This is a genomic window from Azospirillum sp. A26, assembly GCF_042604635.1.
In the GTDB taxonomy this organism is placed as follows: Bacteria; Pseudomonadota; Alphaproteobacteria; order Azospirillales; family Azospirillaceae; genus Azospirillum; species Azospirillum palustre.
Window position 1 is genome coordinate 573,783 of record NZ_CP170472.1, and the last position, 20,833, is coordinate 594,615.

At 67.0% G+C, this 20,833-nt stretch carries 20 protein-coding genes; 13 read left to right on the top strand and 7 right to left on the bottom strand.

Translation table 11 applies throughout. The features are described 5' to 3' along the window. Positions 1-352 precede the first annotated feature (352 nt). Complete coding sequence (gene guaA / locus ABNQ39_RS03210) at positions 353-1,936, bottom strand: glutamine-hydrolyzing GMP synthase (protein WP_376958880.1); 1,584 nt, start codon at positions 1,934-1,936, stop codon at positions 353-355. 37 nt (positions 1,937-1,973) lie between these two features. Continuing rightward, the gene (locus ABNQ39_RS03215) at positions 1,974-2,552 is read right to left on the bottom strand and encodes a GNAT family N-acetyltransferase (protein WP_376958882.1); all 579 of its coding nucleotides are present in this window, start codon (positions 2,550-2,552) and stop codon (positions 1,974-1,976) included. Positions 2,553-2,821: 269 nt separating this feature from the next. Here ABNQ39_RS03215 and lptG point away from each other — a divergent pair, with 269 nt between their 5' ends. The 3 genes from lptG (at position 2,822) to pdxA (ending at position 6,589) form a co-directional block, all read left to right on the top strand. After that, positions 2,822-3,916 carry an LPS export ABC transporter permease LptG gene (gene lptG, locus ABNQ39_RS03220; protein ID WP_098740116.1) on the top strand — a complete coding sequence of 365 codons (1,095 nt, stop codon included), beginning with the start codon at positions 2,822-2,824 and terminating at the stop codon, positions 3,914-3,916. Between the two features lie 181 nt (positions 3,917-4,097). After that, the gene (locus tag ABNQ39_RS03225; RefSeq protein WP_376958884.1) at positions 4,098-5,558 is read left to right on the top strand and encodes a peptidylprolyl isomerase; all 1,461 of its coding nucleotides are present in this window, start codon (positions 4,098-4,100) and stop codon (positions 5,556-5,558) included. Continuing rightward, positions 5,555-6,589 (top strand): 4-hydroxythreonine-4-phosphate dehydrogenase PdxA, encoded by a 1,035-nt coding sequence (gene pdxA / locus ABNQ39_RS03230; protein WP_376958886.1) that lies wholly within the window; start codon positions 5,555-5,557, stop codon positions 6,587-6,589. Before ABNQ39_RS03225 ends, pdxA begins: the two co-directional genes overlap by 4 nt. A gap of 98 nt (positions 6,590-6,687) precedes the next feature. Here pdxA and ABNQ39_RS03235 read toward each other — a convergent pair whose 3' ends face one another. Then, on the bottom strand, positions 6,688-7,290 hold the full coding sequence (locus tag ABNQ39_RS03235) for a LabA-like NYN domain-containing protein (protein ID WP_376959751.1): 603 nt from the start codon (positions 7,288-7,290) through the stop codon (positions 6,688-6,690). A gap of 306 nt (positions 7,291-7,596) precedes the next feature. Between ABNQ39_RS03235 and rpoZ the strand changes: the two genes are divergently transcribed. The 8 genes from rpoZ to era all read left to right on the top strand — a co-directional run bounded on the left by rpoZ (position 7,597) and on the right by era (position 14,886). Then, positions 7,597-8,031 (top strand): DNA-directed RNA polymerase subunit omega, encoded by a 435-nt coding sequence (gene rpoZ / locus ABNQ39_RS03240; protein ID WP_098740113.1) that lies wholly within the window; start codon positions 7,597-7,599, stop codon positions 8,029-8,031. A gap of 154 nt (positions 8,032-8,185) precedes the next feature. After that, a complete protein-coding gene (locus tag ABNQ39_RS03245) occupies positions 8,186-10,345 on the top strand; it encodes a RelA/SpoT family protein (RefSeq protein ID WP_376958889.1) in 2,160 nt (719 codons plus the stop codon). A 38-nt stretch (positions 10,346-10,383) separates the two neighbouring features. Beyond that, positions 10,384-10,764 (top strand): c-type cytochrome, encoded by a 381-nt coding sequence (locus tag ABNQ39_RS03250; RefSeq protein WP_376958891.1) that lies wholly within the window; start codon positions 10,384-10,386, stop codon positions 10,762-10,764. Positions 10,765-10,942: 178 nt separating this feature from the next. Then, positions 10,943-11,692 (top strand): pyridoxine 5'-phosphate synthase, encoded by a 750-nt coding sequence (locus ABNQ39_RS03255; protein WP_376958893.1) that lies wholly within the window; start codon positions 10,943-10,945, stop codon positions 11,690-11,692. Further along, a complete protein-coding gene (gene acpS, locus ABNQ39_RS03260) occupies positions 11,689-12,159 on the top strand; it encodes a holo-ACP synthase (RefSeq protein WP_376958895.1) in 471 nt (156 codons plus the stop codon). Before ABNQ39_RS03255 ends, acpS begins: the two co-directional genes overlap by 4 nt. Beyond that, entirely contained in the window at positions 12,156-12,923 is a 768-nt protein-coding gene (gene lepB, locus ABNQ39_RS03265; protein ID WP_109047425.1) for a signal peptidase I, read from the top strand. Before acpS ends, lepB begins: the two co-directional genes overlap by 4 nt. Next, positions 12,924-13,709, top strand: a complete 786-nt coding sequence (rnc, locus tag ABNQ39_RS03270; RefSeq protein ID WP_376958897.1) for a ribonuclease III — start codon at positions 12,924-12,926, stop codon at positions 13,707-13,709. Positions 13,710-13,980: 271 nt separating this feature from the next. Then, a complete protein-coding gene (gene era, locus ABNQ39_RS03275) occupies positions 13,981-14,886 on the top strand; it encodes a GTPase Era (RefSeq protein ID WP_098741097.1) in 906 nt (301 codons plus the stop codon). A gap of 80 nt (positions 14,887-14,966) precedes the next feature. Here era and ABNQ39_RS03280 read toward each other — a convergent pair whose 3' ends face one another. Continuing rightward, positions 14,967-15,272: a hypothetical protein gene (locus ABNQ39_RS03280; RefSeq protein WP_376958899.1), complete on the bottom strand. Its 306-nt coding sequence runs from the start codon at positions 15,270-15,272 to the stop codon at positions 14,967-14,969. A 515-nt stretch (positions 15,273-15,787) separates the two neighbouring features. After that, positions 15,788-16,081, bottom strand: a complete 294-nt coding sequence (locus ABNQ39_RS03285) for a (2Fe-2S)-binding protein (protein ID WP_376958901.1) — start codon at positions 16,079-16,081, stop codon at positions 15,788-15,790. Positions 16,082-16,290: 209 nt separating this feature from the next. Here ABNQ39_RS03285 and ABNQ39_RS03290 point away from each other — a divergent pair, with 209 nt between their 5' ends. Continuing rightward, positions 16,291-17,274 (top strand): SAM-dependent methyltransferase, encoded by a 984-nt coding sequence (locus ABNQ39_RS03290; RefSeq protein WP_376958903.1) that lies wholly within the window; start codon positions 16,291-16,293, stop codon positions 17,272-17,274. Positions 17,275-17,310: 36 nt separating this feature from the next. Here ABNQ39_RS03290 and ABNQ39_RS03295 read toward each other — a convergent pair whose 3' ends face one another. Beyond that, entirely contained in the window at positions 17,311-18,891 is a 1,581-nt protein-coding gene (locus tag ABNQ39_RS03295) for a matrixin family metalloprotease (RefSeq protein ID WP_376958905.1), read from the bottom strand. A gap of 149 nt (positions 18,892-19,040) precedes the next feature. Beyond that, entirely contained in the window at positions 19,041-20,048 is a 1,008-nt protein-coding gene (locus ABNQ39_RS03300; RefSeq protein WP_376958907.1) for a patatin-like phospholipase family protein, read from the bottom strand. Between the two features lie 387 nt (positions 20,049-20,435). On the opposite strand from ABNQ39_RS03300, the gene ABNQ39_RS03305 reads away from it, so the two are divergent. Next, on the top strand, positions 20,436-20,564 hold the full coding sequence (locus ABNQ39_RS03305) for a hypothetical protein (RefSeq protein WP_280177257.1): 129 nt from the start codon (positions 20,436-20,438) through the stop codon (positions 20,562-20,564). Positions 20,565-20,833 lie beyond the last annotated feature (269 nt).

Consider the following 20,833-nt stretch of genomic DNA (forward strand, 5'->3'; position numbering starts at 1 on the left):
GTCCGATTTGATCCGCATCACTTACGGATCGGCTCACCACTGCCATAACGGTGAGATGGACCGGTACGAACACACATCCAGCCCATATCCTCCCTGCGCCTGCTGCGGCAAAGAAGTGCTGCTCGGCGAACCCATGTACTGGACGCCGGAGCGTCCGGGCCGTGTTTGGCATGACCTGTGCGCGCAGCGGGAAGGCCTGCTGCCGGCCTCCCTCAAGCCAGCCCGCGGCAAGCGGCGCGGCCCCAAAACGCAGACGGTGGAATCGCTGTTCTGAACGACATCCGGACAGGCAAAAGAAAAGGGGCGGTTTCCCGCCCCTTTGTCTTTCACAGACGAAGCGTTTCCGCCCGCCTCACTCCCACTCAATCGTCCCCGGCGGCTTCGACGTGATGTCGTAGACGACGCGGTTGACGCCGCGGACCTCGTTGACGATGCGGTTGGACACGCGCGCCAGGAAGTCGTGCGGGAAGGGATACCAGTCGGCGGTCATGCCGTCGGTCGAGGTCACCGCGCGCAGCGCCAGCACATGGTCATAGGTGCGGCCGTCGCCCATCACGCCGACGGTGCGGACCGGCAGCAGCACGGCGAAGGCCTGCCAGATCGCGTCGTAGAGGCCGGCGTTGCGGATTTCCTCCAGATAGACCGTGTCGGCCTTGCGCAGGATTTCCAGCTTCTCCGGGGTGATCTCGCCGGGGATGCGGATGGCGAGGCCCGGGCCGGGGAAGGGATGGCGGCCGATGAAGGCCGGCGGCAGGCCAAGCTCACGGCCGAGTGCGCGGACCTCGTCCTTGAACAGTTCGCGCAGCGGCTCGACCAGCTTGAGCTTCATCCGCTCCGGCAGGCCGCCGACATTGTGGTGCGACTTGATGGTGACCGACGGGCCGCCAGTGAAGGAGACGCTCTCGATCACGTCGGGGTAGAGCGTGCCCTGGGCCAGGAACTCCGCACCGCCGACCTTGGCGCTCTCCTCGTCGAAGACCTCGATGAACAGGCCGCCGATGATCTTGCGCTTCTGCTCCGGGTCGGTGACGCCGGCCAGCTTGCCCAGGAACAGGTCGGCCGCCTCGCGGTGGACCAGCGGGATGTTGTAGTGGTCGCGGAACAGCCGCACGACCTCTTCCGACTCGCCGGCGCGCATCAGGCCGGTGTCGACGAAGATGCAGGTCAGCTGGTCGCCGATGGCCTCGTGGATCAGCACGGCCGCGACCGACGAATCGACGCCGCCCGACAGGCCGCAGATCACCTTGCCGGTGCCGACCTGGGCGCGGATCTTCTCGATGGCCTGTTGCTTGAAGGCGGCCATCGTCCAGTCGCCCTCGATGCCGGCGACGCGGTGGACGAAGTTCGCCAGCAGCTGGGCGCCGTGCGGGGTGTGGACCACCTCCGGGTGGAACTGCACGCCGTACAGGCGGCGCTGGTCGTCGGCGATGGCGGCGAAGGGCGCGCCGTCGCTGACCGCCACGGCGCGGAAGCCGGGCGGCAGCGCGGTGACGCGGTCGCCGTGGCTCATCCACACCTGTTCCTTCGACCCGATGTCCCACAGCCCGTCGAACAGGGCGCAGGGCTCCCTGATCTCGATGAAGGCGCGGCCGAACTCGCGGTGGTCGGAGCCGGACACGGTGCCGCCCAGCTGGTGGCACATCGTCTGCTGGCCATAGCAGATGCCGAGAACCGGAACCTTCAGGTCGAACACCGCCTGCGGCGCGCGCGGGCCGTTCGCCTCGGTGACGGAGGCCGGGCTGCCCGACAGGATAATCGCCTTCGGATCGTAGTCGCGGATGCGCTCGTCGCTCATGCCGAAGGGATGGATTTCGCAATAGACACCGCTCTCGCGCACACGGCGGGCGATGAGCTGGGTCACCTGCGACCCGAAATCGAGAATGAGAACCCGTTCGGCTGAAAGAGAGGCGGCGGAAAGGGAGGCGGCGCTGGACATCGGCGAATCCTGATGCGTGGGGACTCAAGTCCCCTCACTACCGCACCTCTGGCCCCGCCGACAAGCGTGCAAGCGGCGTCAGGTCGCGCCAGCCATAGGCGATTTCCACCAGATCGCTGCCGGCGAAGCGGATCGGCCGTTCCGCCACCTTGATGCCGCCCAACCTTTCATAGAACCAGCGCGACGGGTTGTCGCGCAGGCACCAGACCGCCGCGGACCGGATTCCGGCGGCCAGGAAACAATCGGCCATCGCCGCCATCAGCCGCCGCCCGATTCCGTAACCCTTTGCGTCGTCTAGCAAATAAAGCGCGTGGAACTCGCCCGCATGCCCCTCCACCGTGACCCGGCGCGTGCCGAAGGAGGCGATACCGACGATGGTGCCGGGACCGGCGATCCGGCCGGTGACATCCACCGCGACGAAGGCGCCCTGGCCGGGGCCGCGCGTCTCGGCGATGGCTGCCCAGCGCTGGGCGGCGGCCGGCTCGGACAGGTTGACCAGGAACTGCGCCGGGATCAGCCCGGGATAGGTGGAGCGCCAGCTCTGCACATGGACGCGGGCCATGCCGGCGGCGTCCGACCCGCGCGCCTGGCGGATTGCGACCGTGGTGTCCGTCATCGACCGACCCTCCCATACAGCCTCTCTCCAACAGTTTGGAGTGCCGGTGCAGGAAGTCCAGACGGAAAAGGAGGGAGAGGGGCGACATCGTCGATAGGATCGCAGGCAGCCCGGCCTCGGCTTCGGTTGTCATCGCGGCGCAACAGAGGTAAACAGCGGGACTTGTTCCGGCGCGGCCCCGCACCGATCCTTGATCGGGCGGGGCCGCGCCAGTCCGTCCCAGGCGCCATGGCGGCGCTGCGGGCGGGGCTCCGGAGACCGGACACCGCATGTATTCCTCGCCTACGCTTTCCCGCTACATCGGGCGGCAGTTCGTCGTGTGGTTCTGCCTGCTGATGGTGATCCTGCTCGCCATCGTGCTGCTGCTGGACACGGTGGAGCTTCTGCGCCGCGCCGGCACCAAGCCTCACGTCACCTTCGGGCTGGTGGTGGAGATGGCGCTGCTGAAGCTCCCGGAGATCGGGCAGCAGATCTTCCCCTTCGTCGTCCTGTTCGCGGGCATGTTCACCTTCTGGCGGCTGACGCGCAGCGCCGAGCTGGTGGTCGCCCGCGCCGTCGGCGTGTCGGCCTGGCAGTTCCTGATGCCGGTGATGTTCGCCGCCGCCGCCATCGGCGTGGTGAAGGTGACGCTGATCAACCCGGTCGGCGCCGTCTTCATCGCCAAGTACGAGCAGTTGCAGGACCGCTATCTCAAGCTCCAGTCCAGCACGCTGAACATCTCGCGCTCCGGCCTGTGGCTGCGCCAGACCAACGAGAACGAGCAGTTCTTCATCCATTCGGAGCTGGTGAACCCGGTGACCTTCGAGCTGTCGAACGTCATCGTCTTCCTGTTCGACGCCGACCAGACCTATCTGGGCCGCGTCGATGCGCCGAGCGCCGTGCTGAAGGACCGCAAGTGGGAATTGCAGGAGGCGATCCTGAACCGGGCCAAGAAGGACCCGGAGAAGCTGGACAGCTACACCATCCCGACCGAGCTGGACATGGCGACCATCGAGGAGAGCTTCGCCCCGCCGGAGACCATCTCCTTCTGGGAGCTGCCGCGCTTCATCCACACGCTGGAAACCACCGGTTTCCCGGCCGTGCGCCACCGGCTGCATTACCAGTCGCTGCTGGCCCAGCCCTTCCTATTCCTGGCGATGGTGCTGTTCGCCGCCGCCTTCTCGCTGCGGCTGCCGCGCCGCGGCGGCACCATGGCGATGGTCACCGGCGGCGTGCTGACCGGCTTCGTGCTGTTCGTGATGACCGACGTGGTCCGCACCTTCGGCATGTCGGAAACCATCCCCATCCTCATGGCCGCCTGGAGTCCCGCCGGCATCAGCCTGCTGCTGGGCATCGCCGCCCTTCTGCATCTGGAAGACGGTTGACGGGACGGCTGCCGGGAAGGGAGGGCGGAGTGGGACCATTCGCCGCAAAGCGGGCGGTTATCGCCGTCGGTCATAATTCCGCCCACTTGGTTTAGCACTGGATTGCAGGGGCCGATTCCGTTTGCCAGGGGCACCGGCCCCACCGTAATAACGGGCGACCCGTTTTTGGAGCTTGAGCAGCATGTCGAGTTTGCGAGCCGTCCGGACCACCGTCGCCGTGGCGACCGCCTGTGCGCTTCTGGCCATGCCCGCCGTGGCGCAGTCCAGCAAGGCCGCCGCCGGCGCCGCCACGCCGCGGACGGGGGACGAGAGCACGCGTCAGGCCCGCGCGCCGGGGTCGGAAGGCATCGCTGCGGTGGTGAATGACGAGGTCGTTTCGGTTTCGGACGTCAATGCCCGCATCCGCATGGCGCTGCTGAACGCCGGCGCCGCCGCCAATCCGGAGACGACCAAGCGGCTGATGCCGCAGGTGATGCGCCTGCTGATCGACGAGCGCCTGCAGATGCAGGAGGCCAAGCGCCAGGGCGTCACCGTGTCGGCGTCGGAGATCGACGATGCCGTCAAGCGCATCGCCGAGCAGAACCGGATGAACGGCCAGCAGCTTCAGGAGATGCTGAAGCGCCAGAACGTGCCCTATTCCACCCTGAAGGATCAGATCCGCGCCCTGCTCGCCTGGCAGAAGGTGATGCAGCGCCGCATCCGCCAGGAGGTCGTGGTCGGCGAGGACGAGGTCGATGCCGCGATGGAGCGGCTGAAGGCCAACATCGGCAAGCCCGAATATCTGGTCGCCGAGATCTTCCTGGCGGTGGACAGCCCCGATCAGGACGACGAGGTGCGCCGCAACGCCGAGCGTCTGGTGGAGGAGGTCAAGCGCGGCGGCAATTTCGCCGCGCTCGCCCGCCAGTTCTCGCAGTCCGCCGGTGCCGCGTCGGGCGGCGACCTGGGCTGGGTGCGCAGCGGCGAGCTGTCGCCGGAGGTGGACAAGGCGCTGTCGGGCATGCGCGGCGGCCAGCTGTCGTCGCCGGTCCGCACGGCGACCGGCTACCACATCCTGATGGTGCGCGGCCAGCGGCCGTTCGGCAGCAGCGGCGGCGAGATGCCGATGCCGGTCGCCCGGCCGGCCGCGCCCCGTCCGCAGCCGCGCCCGGACGTGGCCAAGGCCACGGTCAACATGAAGCAGATCATTCTCCCGATCGAGTCCAAGGAGCAGGCCAAGTCCGTCAAGGAGCAGGCTGAAAAGCTGCGCAAGTCGATCAAGAGCTGCTCCGATTTCCAGGCCCGCGCCAGGGAGACCGGCATGCCGGAATCGGGCGACATGGGCACCATGCGGGTCAAGGACATGGCCCCCGGCCTGCAGAATCTCGCGCTCGGCATCCCGCTCGGCCAGGCCAGCCCGGTGCTGATGAGCCCGGCCGCCGCGGTGATCCTGATCGTCTGCAAGCGCGACATGCCGATGATCCAGCCGCCGCCGGAAGCCCAGCCGGCCCCGCCGCCGCCGCCGGCTCCGACTCCCATCCAGGAAGCCAAGCTGCCCGGCCGCGACGAGATCGAGCGCGAACTGGTCAGCGAACGGGCGGAACTGCTGTCGCGCCGGTATCTGCGTGACCTGCGCCGCACCGCCTTCATCGAGACCCGCCTGTGACCGCCGCCCCGCCGAACGACCTGCCGCTGGCCCTGACCATGGGGGAACCGGCCGGCGTCGGCGGGGAGATCGGTTTGAAGGCGTGGCTGGCCCGCGACGAGGCCGGCCTGCGGCCCTTCGTCATTCTGGACGACCCTGCGCGGCTGGCCGCTCTGGCGGCTTCGCTTGGGCTGCCGGTGCCGGTGCAGGCCGTCTCGTCTCCGCAGGAGGGGGCGGCGCTGTTCGGCCGTGCCCTGCCGGTGCTGCCGGTCGCGCTCGGCAATCCGGTTGTCGCCGGCCGGCCCGATCCGGCCAACGGTGCTGCGGTGATCGCCAGCATCGACCGTGCCGTGGCGCTGGTGCGGGGTGGGCAGGCCGCGGCCGTGGTCACCAACCCGATCCAGAAATCGTCGCTCTATGCCGCCGGTTTCCGCCATCCCGGCCACACCGAATATCTGGCCCACCTCGCCGGACTGGCCGACGAGCCGATCATGATGCTGGCGGCGGCCGACCTGCGGGTGGTGCCGGTGACCATCCATGTGTCGGTGCGCGACGCGGTGAACCGGCTGACCACCGAGGCCATCGTCCATGCCGGCCGGGTCACCGCGGCGTCGCTGGCGCGCGACTTCGGCATCGACCGTCCGCGGCTGGCCGTCGCCGGCCTGAACCCGCATGCGGGGGAGGGCGGGGCGATGGGTCGGGAGGAGATCGACATCATCGAGCCCGCCATCGTGACGCTGCGCGCCGACGGCATCGACGTGTCCGGGCCGCGCCCGCCCGACACCATGTTCCATGCCGCCGCGCGGCGTGGTTATGACGCGGCGCTGTGCATGTACCACGATCAGGCGCTGATCCCGGTGAAGACGGTGGATTTCGACAGCGGCGTGAACATCACGCTGGGGCTGCCCTTCGTCCGCACCTCTCCCGACCATGGGACGGCGCTGGACATCGCGGGCACCGGCAAGGCCAATGCGGCCAGCCTGATCGCGGCGCTGAAGACGGCCGACCGGATGGCGCGGAACCGGCAACGGACAGCCGGCCCGTCACGCTGAACCGCGGAAGTCCCCAAACGAAAAAGGAGCGCCCGATGCGCTCCTTTTTTTCATGTCTGCCAACGCTGCTTTGCGACCCGTGCCGTCAGCCCCGGTCGTCAGCCCCGGTCATCGGGGTCGTACATGGTCGGGCCGCCCTGCTGGTCGTGGTGGGAGGGCATCTGATCGCGGTGATGGTGGGTGCGGGCGATGAAGGGTGCCAGCTCCTGCAACTCGATGAAATTGTCGGCCTGCCGGCGCAACTCGTCGGCGACCATCGGCGGCTGCGAGCGGACGGTGCTGACGACGCTGAAACGCACGCCCTTGCGCTGCACGGCCTCCACCAGCCGGCGGAAGTCGCCGTCGCCGGAGAACAGCAGGATGTGGTCGACATGATCGGCCATCTCCATCACGTCGATGGCCAGCTCGATGTCCATGTTGCCCTTGATCTTGCGCCGGCCCGAGGCGTCGGTGAACTCCTTGGTCGGCTTGGTCACCATGGTGTAGCCGTTGTAGTCCAGCCAATCGACCAGCGGGCGGATCGGGGAGTATTCCTGATCTTCGACGAGGGCGGTGTAATAGAAGGCGCGCACGAGTCGCCCTTCTCCGGCAAAGCCGTCACGCAACCTTTTGTAATCAATATCGAAGCCAAGTGAACGTGCTGTGGCGTAGAGGTTGGCCCCATCTATGAAAAGTGCGAGACGCTCTTCCTTGTAAAACAACTTGCTGACATCACGCGGCAAAGTCGAATTGCGGTCCAATGCCAGGATCCTTCCATCGCTGCTTGTTGAAAATGTATTGGAACATGCGCAAAAGCTCGCGTTCCAATTTTGAAATCTAGTGTATTGTGGGCAAACATACAAGAGGCAGGGTTCGCCTACTGTCTCCAGGCGTCAGACCGGATGGATATTGAGTTTGTGTGGGGGTGTTCCCCCGACGCAATGCAGCAGCGCTGTCGTTCGCGCTTGCACCTATCGGACCACATCCATATAGTCTAGAGCCTCCTATGAATCCGGAGTTCGTCTGGCATGGCCCGCGTTACCGTTGAAGATTGCGTCCTGAAGGTTCCGAACCGTTTCGAGCTGGTCATGATGGCTGCCCAGCGCGCCCGCGAAGTCGCGAGCGGCGCCCCGCTGTCGATCGACCGCGACAACGACAAGAATCCGGTCGTGGCGCTCCGCGAGATCGCGGACGAGACGGTGTCGCTGGAGTATCTGAAGAACGCCCTGATCAAGGGCCACCAGAAGCATGTCGAGCCGGACGAGCCCGAGGAAGAGATCGTCGAGCTGATGGCCGGCGAGAATGACTGGGCCGCCCGCGGCAACAACTCGCTGGGCGACGAAGACGGCATGAGCGAGAGCGACGGCGAAGAGTTGACCGAGGAAGACGACGTCGCCGCCGACATGGATGCGGAGCCGGGCGCCGGTTTCGCCATGACCGAGGATCCCGACGGAGACCTCTGATCCTGGACAACGACCGCAGGACCCGAAGGGGGCGTTACGCCCCCTCGCCGCAGAGAAGGGTGGGGGGCATGCTGTTCCCCTTCGGTTCGAACGGAACCGCCCTGAGAAACGTCACGAACACATTTGAGGCGCCGCGTGCGCCGGGTCGGGCCGCATGATCCGGCAGTACGAGCTTGTCGAGCGCGTCAAGGCGTATGATCCCTCCGCCGACGAGGATCTCCTCAACCGCGCCTACGTCTTCTCGATGAAGGCGCACGGGTCGCAGACGCGCGCGTCCGGCGATCCCTACTTCCTCCATCCGCTGGAGGTCGCCGGCATCCTCACCCAGATGAAGCTGGACGCCGGCACCATCGCCACGGCGCTGCTTCACGACACGGTCGAGGACACCGTCGCCACGCTCGAAGACATCGAGCGGGTGTTCGGCAAGGAAATCGCGCGTCTGGTCGACGGCGTCACCAAGCTGTCGCGGCTGGAACTGAACAGCGAGCAGGCCAAGCAGGCGGAGAATTTCCGCAAGCTGGTCATCGCCATGTCGGAGGACATCCGCGTCCTCCTGGTGAAGCTGGCCGACCGGCTTCACAACATGCGCACGCTGTTCCACCTGAAGAAGCCGGAAAAGCGCCGCCGCATCGCCCGCGAGACCATCGAGATCTACTCGCCCTTGGCCGAACGCATCGGCATGCACAAGATCAAGGACGAGCTGGACGATCTCGCCTTCGCGGAACTGAACCCCGACGCGCGCGACAGCATCCTGGCCCAGCTGTCCCGTCTGCGCAGCGAGGGCGAGAACCGCGTCCAGACCATCATCACCGAACTGCGCGAACTGCTGGCCTCCGAAGGCCTGCCCGACGTGTCGGTGTCGGGGCGTGAGAAGTCGGCCTATTCGATCTGGCGCAAGCTCCAGCGCAAGAATGTCAGCTTCGAACAGCTGTCCGACATCATGGCCTTCCGCATCACGGTCGGCTCGGTCGGTGAATGCTATCAGGCGCTGGGCATCGTGCACGCCCATTATCCGGTCGTGCCGGGGCGCTTCAAGGACTACATCTCTACCCCCAAGCCCAACGGCTACCGCAGCCTGCACACCGGCGTGATCGGTCCCGGCCGCAACCGGATCGAGGTGCAGATCCGCACCCAGGACATGCACGAGATTGCCGAGCTGGGCGTGGCCGCCCACTGGGCCTACAAGCAGGACCACCAGCCGCGCCCGAACGGCGGCGAGTATCGCTGGCTGCGCGAGCTGCTGGACATCCTGGAGCATGCGCAGAAGCCGGAAGAGTTCCTGGAGCACACCAAGCTGGAGCTGTTCCAGGACCAGGTGTTCTGCTTCACGCCGAAGGGCGACCTGATCGCGCTGCCGCGCGGCGCGACGCCGGTCGACTTCGCCTATGCCGTGCACTCGCAGGTCGGCGACCATTGCGTCGGCGCGAAGATCAACGGCCGCATGCTGCCGCTGCGCACCCAGCTGCAGAACGGCGATCAGGTCGATATCGTCACCTCCAAGGCGCAGACGCCGGTTCCGGGCTGGGAACGCTTCGTCGTCACCGGCAAGGCGCGCGCCCGCATCCGCAAGTTCCTGCGCACCCAGCAGCGCGCCCAGTATATGGAACTGGGCCGCGGCATGCTGATGCGGCAGTTCAAGTCGGAAGGCTACGAGTTCACCGAAAAGGCGCTGGAAGCCGCTACCAAGATCTTCCAGCAGCCGACGGTGGACGACCTGATGGCCGGTGTCGGCTCCGGCCTGCATTCGGTCCGCGAAGTCTTCCACGCCGTCTTCCCCGGCCACAAGGCCCAGACCGCGCCGGCCGTCCGCGAACTGGAAGAGAGCGCGCCGAAGCCCAAGGCCAAGGCCCGCAAGGAATCGGCTCTGCCGATCCGCGGGCTGATCCCGGGCATGGCGGTCCATTACGCCCGCTGCTGCCACCCGTTGCCGGGCGACCGCATCGTCGGCATCGTCACCACCGGCAAGGGCGTGACGATCCACACCATCGACTGCGAAACGCTGGAAAGCTTCCATGAATCGCCGGAACGCTGGATCGACGTGTCGTGGGAGACCGGCCCGGATTCGCCGGAGGAGCATGTCGGCCGCATCAGCGTCGTCATCGCCAACGAACAGGGCTCGCTCGGCACGCTGTTCACGGTGATCGGCAAGAACCAGGGCAACGTCATCCATCAGAAGATCACGAACCGCAGCACCGATTATTTCGAGCTGCTGATCGACATCGACGTGAAGGATGCCAAGCACCTGACCAACATCATGGCCGCCCTGCGCGCCACCCCGGCCATCCATTCGGTGGAGCGGGCGCGGGGGCGGTGACGCTTCCGCTATGATGGTGTGCGATGGGAGAAGAGGACATGCGGCTCGTTAAGCTGCTCTTGCCGGTTTGGGCTGCCGCCTTGTGCTTGACGCCACTTCATGGTGCCCACGCGGACAACGGGGAAAAGCTGTTCGTGGAGCGGTGCGCCATGTGCCACGGGGCGGATGCGAAAGGTTCGGGCCCGCTGGCCGGCAAGAGCAACCCTCCGACTCCGGATCTGACGACGCCGGCCTTCAAGAAGCGCTTGGCCGATTATCCCGGCGTCATCGTGTCGTCGGTCATACTCCGCCCCAATGGGGATCTGATCCCGAAGACACTGAAGGAAAATGGTTATCGGGTGCCGCCGCATGCATGGACCGTCAAGGATTTCCGCGACCTGAACGACTACATGAACGACCTGATCCGCAGGTCGAAATAAGGAAAATCCGCCGGGATCGCCGATCCGGCCATTCGGCCGAGCAGGGGCGGAGACGGTAAATTCCCTGTCATCCGCGATTGCCTCGGTCGGTTCGGCGTGACGGATGGCGGACGCACCGCTATATAGACGGAATCGCCCCCGCCCGTTCCGGCGGGCGGCGGCGCTTTGGAGTCCTTGCATGTCCCGTATTCTTCGCCTCGGCGTGAACATCGACCATGTGGCGACCGTACGCAATGCACGCGGCGGGGCCCATCCCGATCCGGTGCGCGCGGCGAAGCTGGCCATCGAGGCCGGGGCCGACGGGATCACCGCCCATCTGCGCGAGGACCGCCGCCACATCGTGGATCGCGACATCGAGCGGCTGATGGCCGAGATCGACCGTCCGCTGAACTTCGAGATGGCGGCGACCGGCGAGATGCTGGGCATCGCCCTGCGCCACAAGCCGCACGCCGCCTGCCTCGTCCCGGAAAAGCGCACCGAGGTGACGACCGAAGGCGGTCTGGACGTGATCGGCCAGTACGACCATCTGGTCCGCCCGGTCGGCGAGCTGGGCGCCGCCGGCATCCGCGTCTCGCTGTTCATCGATCCGGAGCCGGTGCAGCTCGACGCCGCCAAGCGCCTCGGCGCTCCGGTGGTGGAGTTGCACACCGGCGCCTATTGCGATGCCCACAGCCCTGCGGAGCGCGAGGCGGAACTGGCGCGCATCGTCCGTGCCGCCGCCCATGCCGAGGCGATCGGGCTGGAATGCCATGCCGGCCACGGCCTGAGCTACGACACCGTCGGCCCCGTGGCGGCGATCCAGACCATCGTCGAGCTGAACATCGGCCATTTCCTGATCGGGGAGGCGATCTTCGTCGGGCTGACCAACTCCATCGCCCGCATGCGCAAGGCCATGGACAGGGCGCGCGCTGCCGGAATGCCGGCATGACGATGTCCGGCACCATCCTCGGCATCGGCAACGACCTGATCGACATCCGGCGGGTCGAAAAGTCGCTGGAGCGCTTCGGACAGCGCTTCATCGACCGCATCTTCACCGATGTCGAGCAGGCCAAGTCCGAACGCCGCGCCGGCTCCGCCGCGAAGAACAACGCGCGGGCCTCCACCTATGCCAAGCGCTTCGCCGCCAAGGAGGCCTGCTCCAAGGCGCTGGGCACCGGTTTCCGCGATGGCGTGTTCTGGCGCGACATGGGGGTGGTGAACCTGCCATCCGGCCAGCCGACGATGCGCCTGACCGGCGGCGCGCTGGCCCGGCTGGAGGCGATCACGCCGCCGGGCATGCGCGCGAAAATCCATGTGACGCTGACCGACGAATACCCGATGGCGGAAGCGTTCGTCGTCATCAGCGCCGAACCCATCCAGTCCGAAACGCCCACCGAAACGGCGACCCCAGAATGACCTTTCAGAAAGAAACGGCGCCCACCGCCAAAGCCAAGGAATCCGGGTTCGCCGAAACCGTCAAGACGGTGATCTTCGCCGTGCTGATCGCCTTCGGCGTGCGGACCTTCGCCTTCGAGCCGTTCAACATCCCGTCGGGGTCGATGATCCCGACGCTGCTGATCGGCGATTACCTGTTCGTGTCGAAGTTCAGCTACGGCTACAGCAAATACACCGTCGGCTTCGGCCTGCCGCTGTTCGAGGGCCGCATCCTCGGCTCCGAGCCGGAACGGGGCGACGTGGCGGTGTTCAAGCTGCCGCGCGACAACAAGACCGACTACATCAAGCGGGTGATCGGCCTGCCGGGCGACACCGTCCAGATGATCGGCGGCATCCTGCACATCAACGGCCAGCCGGTGAAGCGGGAGCGCATCGAGGATTACGTGACCACGGATTCGCTGGGCCGCAGCATCCGCACCGCGCAGTTCATCGAAACGCTGCCCAACGGCCGCACCCACCGCATCATCGAGGAGTCGGACAACGGCCCGCTCGACAACACGCCGGTGTTCAAGGTGCCGCCCGGCCATCTCTTCATGATGGGCGACAACCGCGACAACTCGCTCGACAGCCGCGTGCCGTCGCAGGTCGGGTTCGTTCCCATCGAGAACATGGTCGGCCGCGCCGAATTCCTGTTCTTCTCGCTCGACGAAGGCACGCGCTTCTACGAAATCTGGCGCTGGCCGGTCGATCTGCGCTTCAGCCGTCTGTTCAACGGAGTCCGGTAAGTGTCCACCGTCACCAAGGCGCCCGCCGATCTGGGCGCCGGCTCCGACATCCAGCCCGATGGCGCCGCCCGGTCCGCGGACGTCGCCAGCCTTGCGCAGGCGCTGGGGTACGAGTTTTCCGACCCGTCGCTCCTGCACGATGCCGTCACCCACCCCAGCCTGATGGGGCTGGAGCGGACCGGTCGCAAGGGGCACAAGGGGCCGGGCATCGCCTATGAGCGGCTGGAGTTCCTGGGCGACCGCGTCGTCGGGCTGGTCGTCGCGCAATGGCTGCTGGAACGCTATCCGAACGAGCGGGAGGGCGCGCTGGCCAAGCGGCACGCCGCGCTGGTGCGCCGGGAATCGCTGGGCCGCGTCGCCGACGCCATCGGGCTGGGCGCCTATCTGCGCCTGTCGCCGGCGGAGGCGCAGAGCGGCGGGCGGGAGAACCGCACCATCCTGGGCGACGCCTGCGAGGCGGTGCTGGGCGCCATGTATCTCGATGGCGGGCTGGAGCCGGTGACGCGCTTCGTCCGGCAGGCGCTGGCCGGCGAGATCGACAAGGCGACGCCGCCGCCGCTGGACAGCAAGACGACGTTGCAGGAATGGGCGCAGGGCCGCGGCAAGCCGCTGCCCCGCTATGAACAGATCGAACGCAGCGGCCCGGCGCACGAGCCGCTGTTCGTGGTTGCGGTGCATGTCGAGGGCATGGATCCGGTCTCCGGTTCCGGCTCCTCCAAGCGCATCGCGGAAAAGAAGGCGGCCAGCGCATTGCTGCGCCAGGTGGGAGTGCAAGTCGATGACTGACGGTCGCGACGACATCGACAAGACGAAGATCCAGCCCGGTTCCGAAGCTGCGGAGCCGACTCCGGAGCCCGTGCCGGCCGACGAGGCGCTCGAAGACGCCGGTCTCGAGGGCGGAGACGCCGCGGAGGGCGCCGCAGAGGACGTTGAGGGGGACGCCGAAGAGGGCGACTTCGACGACGAAGAGGACGGCGAATACGAGGACGACGACTACGAGGATGATGAGGACGCCCCGCGCGGGCAGCCCATCTCCGTCCTGCCGCCTCTGCCGACGATGCCGGACAATCCGCGCTGCGGCTTCATCGCGCTGGTCGGCGCGCCGAATGCCGGCAAGTCGACGCTGCTGAACGCGATGATCGGCAGCAAGGTGTCGATCGTCAGCCCGAAGGTGCAGACCACCCGCACCCGCGTGCTCGGCATCACCATCCAGGGCGATGCCCAGATGATCTTCGTCGACACCCCCGGCATCTTCAAGCCGAAGCGCCGGCTGGACCGCGCCATGGTGGCAGCGGCCTGGCAGGGGGCGGAGGATGCCGACGTGATCGGCGTGCTCTACGACGTGTCGCGCCGCTCCATCGACGAGGACACCCGCAGCATCGTCGCCCGGCTGAAGGAGCAGGGGCGCGAAGCCATCCTGATCCTGAACAAGATCGATCTGGTGAAGCGCGATGTCCTGCTCGGCATCGCCGACGCCTTCCGGCAGGAGGGCATCTTCTCCGACATCTTCATGGTGTCGGCCTTCACCGAGGACGGCGTCGCCCATCTGAAGCAGTTCCTGGCCGACCGTCTGCCGGACGGGCCGTGGCATTTCCCGGAAGACCAGATCTCCGACATGCCGATGCGCCTGCTGGCGGCGGAAATCACCCGCGAAAAGCTGTTCCTCCAGCTTCACCAGGAGCTTCCCTATTCCGCCACAGTCGAGACCGAGGTGTGGGAGGAGTTCGAGGACGGCTCGGTCAAGATCTCGCAGGTGATCTTCGTGCAGCGCGAAAGCCAGAAGGCCATCGTGCTGGGCAAGGGTGGCCAGCGGATCAAGGCGCTGGGGTCCGCCGCGCGCTCCGAACTGACCCATATGCTGGAACGCCGCGTCCACCTGATCCTGTTCGTGAAGGTGCGCGAGGGCTGGGTCGACGATCCGGAACGCTACTCGGCCTGGGGCCTCGATTTCGGGGCGTCCTGATTTCGGGGCGTTCTGCCCAATGAAAAAGGCCCTCTCCCGCGGGAGAGGGCCTTTTTCATTTGGGGCCTTTCGCGGCCCGGTCAGGCAGCGATCAGGCGCAGATGGCCGTCGAAATCGTCGAGCGCGCGCATCAGGTCCATCATCGCCTGATCGGCCTGGGCGCGGGCGAAGGGCCATGCGTCGTCGTCGGCCATGTGGGCGGCCTCGATGCGGGCGATGGCGCGATTGTTCAGGCCGCGGAGACGGTCGAGCGTGCGTTCCCACGTTTCCCGCCGGCTGCTGTCCGCGCGCTCCACCATCGATCGCAGGGTTTCCATGCGGTCGGTGGCGCGCAGCACCAGATCACGGCTCAACGTGTCGAAAGCTTGCCGGTTACGGCGGCTCATGAAAGGGTCCTCCTTTGATCCTCAACCTTTTTTTGACTTCTTGGCGCTTTTTGACCTCTCGGCCGATTGGAAAGATATCCCCATGCCGACATAGCGGAAACACGCCGGAAGCGCAGTCGGCACAGCCCGTTTGGGAGATGCCGCCCGGTTTTCGCGGTGCGATTTCGCAGTTGCGGAATACCCGTCCGAATCCAAATCCCGCCGGGCCGCTCCACCCATCAAGGACAAAGCAAACCCGGTGGCCAAGGAAGTCTTCCCGGTTGGATTGCGTTTCCTCCACGGCCGGTTTCATCCGGCCCGTTCCTGTTTTTTATACGCCATCATTTTGACGACGTTCTTTTGTTTTGGTGACGCTTTTGTGCCGGAATGCCGGCGCCGGGTCAATCCGCCCAAAAATCATAGTCGGCGCGCAATCTGTCGCAGCCTTAAGGCGAGGTTGTAGACCTGTTATTCAGCACAAAGTCGGAAGTGGTAGAGCTGCGGGGGAGGGCGGTCCTACACCTGTGTGCGCCTGTTCACTCGGCCGCGATGGCATAGGCGGGAACCGCCTCGGCATTGGCCGGCTCAGGCAAGGCGGAGCCGCAGCAGGGGGCGGCGGCCGGCGTCGCCGCAACGGCGGCGGCAGCGGCGGTCAGCTGCGCGCAGGTGGCGCGGTGTTCGCTGGCCATGCTGCGCATGGTCGGAACGCATTTGCCGCACTGGACTTGGCACTTGTGATGGCGGAACACCGAGGCCGGGGTCGTGGCGCCCTGATCGAGCGCAGCCTTGACCTTCTTATCGTTCAACGCGTGGCAGATGCAGACGTACATAAGCCCTCGGCGAAAATCGGTTTCGGATGAGGTGTCCCGGACCCAGCAATAGCTGAGAGTGAGAATCGTTGTCAATGACGCTATTGCGAGCCAATCGCATATAAGAAGTTTCGAGACGCTTTGTCACAGCCCCCTTCGCGTCACGCCGAAAGGGGTGCGCCGCATCCTTGCGCTTGCATTCGACGGCCGGCAGCGGTAGCCCCTGGGGCATGGACGACAGCACCCCCAAAACCGCCTCCCCGAATGCCCCCGGCACCGACCCGCAAGCCGTTCCCGGCGCGGTGGTGACCCCGCTTGGCCAGACCATCTATCTGGCGGCGGACGGCTTCCTCGACGATCTGGTGGCGGAGCTGGGGGAGGTCGCATCGGTCGACGGCCGGCTGGTCTTCGTCGACGGCCCGGCCCGGCCGGCGGCCTGGGCACAGAACATCTGGTACGACCCGGTGCGCATCGAGTTCCCCTCGATCAAGGGCGGGGCGAAGGCTCTGCGCGGCATCCAGCGCAATTGGGCGCTGTGGTCGCAGCGCCATCACCGCCGCGCCGCCCTGATCCAGGAAAACCTGCCGCATGTCTCGGCCAAGCCGGTGGTCTTCCCGTCGCCCCTGCCGACGGCGCCGCTGGGCTCCTGGACGCTGGTCGACGATTCCACCATCATCGCCGCGGCACGCTGTTCCAGCCCGTTCCGCAACGGCGAGGTGACCTTCGTCGAGAACCGCACCGCGCCGCCCAACCGCGCCTATCTGAAGCTGTGGGAGGCGCTGACCCTGTTCGGCGAGCAGCCGGGGCCGGGCGACCGCTGCCTCGACCTCGGCGCCTGTCCCGGCGGCTGGACCTGGGTGCTGCACGAGCTGGGCGCGTCGGTGGTCAGCGTCGACAAGGCGCCGCTCGATCCCGCCATCGCCGCCCTGCCGCGGGTGGAGATCCGCCAGGAGAGCGCCTTCGGCCTGAAGCCGGCGACGGTCGGCCCGGTCGATTGGCTGTGCTGCGACGTGATCTGCTACCCGACCCGCCTGCTGCGGCTGGTGAAGGAGTGGATGGACAGCGGGCTCGCCAAGCGCTTCGTCTGCACGCTGAAGTTCCAGGCGGAAACCGACCATGAGACCGCCCGCGCCTTCGCGGAGATCCCCGGCGGCCGGGTGCTCCACCTCCACCACAACAAGCACGAGCTGACCTGGATCTGGCCCGCGAAATAAGGGCCCGCGAAATAAGGGCCGCCCGGTTCAGACCTTTCAGGCCAGCGCCCGCCCCTCGGCATAGCCATGGCTGACGTAATGCTGCTTGGCGGCGGTCAGGTTGCCGCCGACGGCGGCGCCGACGTCCGGGTTGGCCGCCAGATAGGCGGTGGCGTTGAAGCGGGTCAGCGAACGGCCCTCCAGCCGGCCGCTGACGATGTAATGCAGCTCCACCGCTTCGCGGTTGTCGCCGAAGGCGGCGATCAGGTCGGGGTTGCTGGCTTCGTAGGACAGCGTGTCGAACAGGGTGGAACTGCGGCCCTCGCGGTTGCCGGCCTCGATGTAATGGCGGGTGGCGGCGGCGACGTCGCTGCCGAAGCTGGTCAGCAAATCGCCATAGCCGGCCAGATAATTGTAGGGATCGAAGCCGGTCAGGCTGCGGCCCTCATAGACGCCGGCCCCGATCAGATGCTGGGTCGCCGCCGCGGCGTTGGTGCCGAGTGCCGCGATCAGGTCGCTGTTGGAGGCGACGTAGCGCAGCGCGTCGAAACTGCCGGACACCATCGACGACAGGGCGGTGCTGCCGTCGGCGAAGCGCAGATAGTCGATGTTGGTCAGCAGGTCGTTGCCGTCGGCGCCGCTGACGATGTAGCGGCCGGCGTCCAGCAGCTGGACGCGGTACTGGGCGCGGCGGCCGCTGAACACCACGGTGTCGGTGCCGGCGCCGCCGTCCAGCACATTGCCCAGGTTGTTGACGGTGAAGCTGTCGTTGCCGCTGCCGCCGGTCGCCAGCTGCACCCTGGTTCCATAGGCCAGCGCCAGGAAGGTCGTGCCGCCGGCGCTGCTGAACTGGCCGCTGCGCAAATCCAGCGACAGGTCGGCCGTCTGGGCGGCGCCGTTCAGGCTGTTGTGGCCGGTGGGATCCCACAGGGTGGTGAAGCTGCCGGTGTTCAGCGTATAGCCGGTGTCGCCGGCCCCGGTCGCCATGTTGGCGCCGTAGAGATACTGGATCGCGGCGATGTCGAAGAGGCTGGGGCCGGTCAGGTAGGTCCCCGACGGCAGTGCGGCGTTCTCGTTGTAGGACATGATGCTGAACGCATAATTGTCCGTCGCCGCCGGCAGGTAGGGCCCCTCCGTCCCGTCGTCGCTGCCGGCGTTGTAGTTGCCGGGATGCTTCAGCCCCAGCGCATGGCCGATCTCGTGGATGACGGTCATGTAGCTGTAGCTGCCCGACGTCGGGTTGGTGTTCCCGGCGCTGTCGTTGGCCAGGAACACCTGTCCGCCCTGGATGCCGCTGGAGGGATAATAGGCGTAGGCCGCCGACTGGCCGCTCTGCCGGTTGGTCCCGAAGGCGACCGCGGCACTTGCGGCGTCGGAAGTCTCCACGAAGGTGACGTTGGCCACCGCGCTCCAGGCCGCCAGCGCCTGCCGGACGGCGGCGCGCTGGGCGGTGTTCATGGCGGCGAAGCCGGTGGAGTCGGTGGCGGAGACCTGTCGCGCGCTGGTCAGGAAGCCATAGGTGACGGTGGCGGCGGCGCCGACGGAACCGCCGTCCAGCACCGTGCCGTTGGCGCCCCAATGCGGCGTCCCGCTGGCGAGCAGGGTGGCGACGGTGTCGGACGGCGCAGACTGGCTCATGGACGCTGGCTCTCGCGGCAAACGGGGAAGGGCAGACGGGGAGGGGACAAACGGGGAGGGGGCAGACGGGAGCGTAGCCCGGCCGGACGCCGGGACACGAGGGATATATGGCTGATACGGAAGACGGGAACAGCCTCCAGCGCAACCGGTCAGGCGCGGCGCAGGGCCAGTTCGATGGAGGGGCGCAGCATGGAGGCGGCGGCATGGCCGATCTCCACCGCCTCGGCGGCGCGGTCGAACTCCAGGATGCCGATATGGGCCAGCCGCGGCGCGATCAGCACGTCGGGCGGCTCGCCGGCCAGACGGGACCGGGTGATGCGGTCCTGCATGATGTCGATGGAGCCGGCCATCACCTCCAGCGCATTGGGCAACTGCTTGTGGGCATGGGCGTCGTCGATCTGGTCGGCCAGGAACTGGGTGCGCCGGCTGGGCTTGCGGCCGAGCCATGTCGAGATCTGGCTGGTCAGGTGGGACAGGGCGGGTGAGCCGGCATCGCCGCCGGCCACCACCGGCTCCGGCGCCTTGACCGCGACTGTTTTGCCGCCAAGCCCCTTGCCGTTGCCGGCCCCGCGGCCGGCCGGCCGGCCCAGCGGCGACAGCTCGCTGTTCAGGTTGACCGCGACCACGATGTCGGCCCCCAGCGCCCGGCAGAGCGAGACCGGCACCGGGTTGACCAGGGCGCCGTCCACCAGCAGGTGATGGTCGCGCCGCACCGCCGGGAACAGGCCGGGCATGGCGGCCGAGGCCATCACCGCCGACATCAGCGGGCCGTCGCGCAGCCACATCTCGCGCCCCGTCGACAGGTCGGTGGCGACGGTGGCGAAGGGCATCGGCAGCTTTTCGATCAGGACGTTGCTGCGCTCGTTGTCGAAGCGCCCGAACGCCTTCTCGGCCGCCACCAGGCCGCCGCGGCGGAAGGTGAGGTCGATGATGCCCAGCATGCCGAGCCAGCCCATCTTCTGCGCCCAGGCCTGAAGCTCGTCGAGTTGGTCGGTCAGATAGGCGGCCCCCACCGCGGCGCCGATCGAGGTGCCGCAGATGATGTCGGGCTTGATCCCGATCTCCTCCAGCGCGCGCAGGACGCCGATATGCGCCCAGCCGCGCGCCGCACCGCTGCCCAGCGCAAGCCCGATCTTCAGGTCGGTTCCCTTCGCCATCCGCATCTCCCGTCGGCGCCTCCGGCTTTGGAGGCCAAGATGCCTCCGGCATCGGAGGCCAGATGCCCCCGGTGTCGGAGGCTGGATGCCCCCGGGCATCGGAGGCTTGATCTAGAGCTTATCATCTAGGCATTACCGTCCGGTTTCGGAAGCGGCCGGAAGTGGCACGCCGCCGGAGACGGGGGCATCGCCGCCCGCGAGATGGGAAATGTCGAAAATTTGGCCGATGTTTGACCTGGATCAGAGGTCGGCCGGGCATGACTGTGGCAATTCTGTGCCACTGGTCGAGCATTGTCGTATCGCCGGGTGATTTTAACCATGCGTCAACTGGACCGGATACAATTTCGTTGCGTTGCAATGTAGTTCCCGAACCCCGGAAGGTTTGTCATGGCCGACGAACTGAAAAGCTTCAGAAAAGACTGGAAGCGCTGGTCGCCGATGGAGCGGCTGGTTGCCGTGACCGTGCTGGTCCTGATCGCGCTTCTCGGTGCGCCGGCCGCCGCCAGCCTGTTCTGAACCGCGCCGCTATCGAGGCTCGCGCCCATGCGGTCGCGCCGGCCACAGTGTGACGCGCCGGCAACTCGGGCGCAGTGTCAGGACCCTTGGCGGGGTCATCTTTACGGGCTCTTAACCCTCGCGTCCTAGGCTTTGCCGGCTCGGACAGTTCCTTGGACGGTTGGGCGCCACAAGCGGTCGGAGCATCGAACCTCCGCTGCGGAAGGCACCGACGGTGCGCTCGCTGGAGGGCGCGAACCGGGGAGGTTCCGGCACATTCCGCCAAGGCC